This window comes from Polaribacter sp. BAL334 (assembly GCF_015767435.1).
Classification (GTDB): domain Bacteria; phylum Bacteroidota; class Bacteroidia; order Flavobacteriales; family Flavobacteriaceae; genus Polaribacter.
Map to the genome: position 1 here is coordinate 1 of NZ_JADWOV010000133.1, position 1,098 is coordinate 1,098.

The following is a 1,098-nucleotide window of genomic DNA, read 5'->3' on the forward strand; positions in this document are numbered from 1 at the left end:
GAAAAATCTCCCGATAAAGGAAGTAGTTAAAGCAACATATTTATTAACCTAAATGTAAAAATATGAAAAATTACAAAGAAGTAGTAGGAATTGATGTATCAAAAAAAACAATTGATGCATATTGTTATCAATCCGAAGTCCACAAAGCGTTTACTAATGATTTAGTAGGTTATAAAAGTTTAGTAAAATGGGTTTTTAAAGAGACAAAAAACGTTGATGTTTTTTATTGTTTTGAGAATACGGGTTATTACTCTTTAAAATTAGCACTTTATCTTGAAAGTCAGCAGCTAGTTTATGTAGAGGAAAGTCCACTGAAAATAAAGCGTTCCTCAGGGATTGTAAAAGAGAAAACAGACCGATTAGATTCACGTTTAATTGCACGTTATGCATGGCTTTATAGAGATGAATTAAGACCAAGTAGTGTAAAGAGTACAGATCATTTAGAGTTAGGAAGATTACTAGCGTTAAGGGATCAATTAGTAAGAAATAATGCTGGCTTAAAAGGCACTTTAAAAGAGATGAAAGTGCTATTAACTAGTTCTACTACAGATGCTTGTTGTATCAGCTTAAAAAGAAGCATAGATTATATATCAAAGCAAGTAAATTCGATAGAAAAAAGAATTCAAGAGTTGATAACAGAAGATGTTTCTATGCATAAAAATTATGAATTACTATCGAGTTTAAAAGGAATTGGATTCGTAGTTGCCTGTCAACTTATTTACCATACAGGGAACTTTACAAGATTTGACAGTTGGCGTTCTTTTTCTAGTTATTGTGGTACAGCACCTTTTGCACATGAATCAGGCACGAGTATAAAAAGACGAAAACAGTGTCACTATTTAGGAGATAGGAAAATGAAAAGTTTATTAAGTATGGCAAGTATTTCAGCAATACAACATGATAGTGAATTACGCATATATTACAAGCGAAAGTTAGCAGAAGGGAAAGATAAAATGTTAGCGATAAATAATGTTAGAAACAAGCTAATTGCAAGAGCATTTGCAGTCATAAAAAGAGGAACACCTTATGTTGTTCTTCAAAATCATGTAGCATAAAAAAAATAGTAAATTTTATTAGGATTTGATCTTGGAATACGTA

Annotated in this window: 1 protein-coding gene; it reads left to right on the forward strand. The window is 30.9% G+C overall.

Annotated elements, in window-relative coordinates:
- Positions 1-62 precede the first annotated feature (62 nt).
- Complete coding sequence (locus IU405_RS00700; RefSeq protein ID WP_197436730.1) at positions 63-1,055, forward strand: IS110 family transposase; 993 nt, start codon at positions 63-65, stop codon at positions 1,053-1,055.
- Positions 1,056-1,098: the final 43 nt, after the last annotated feature.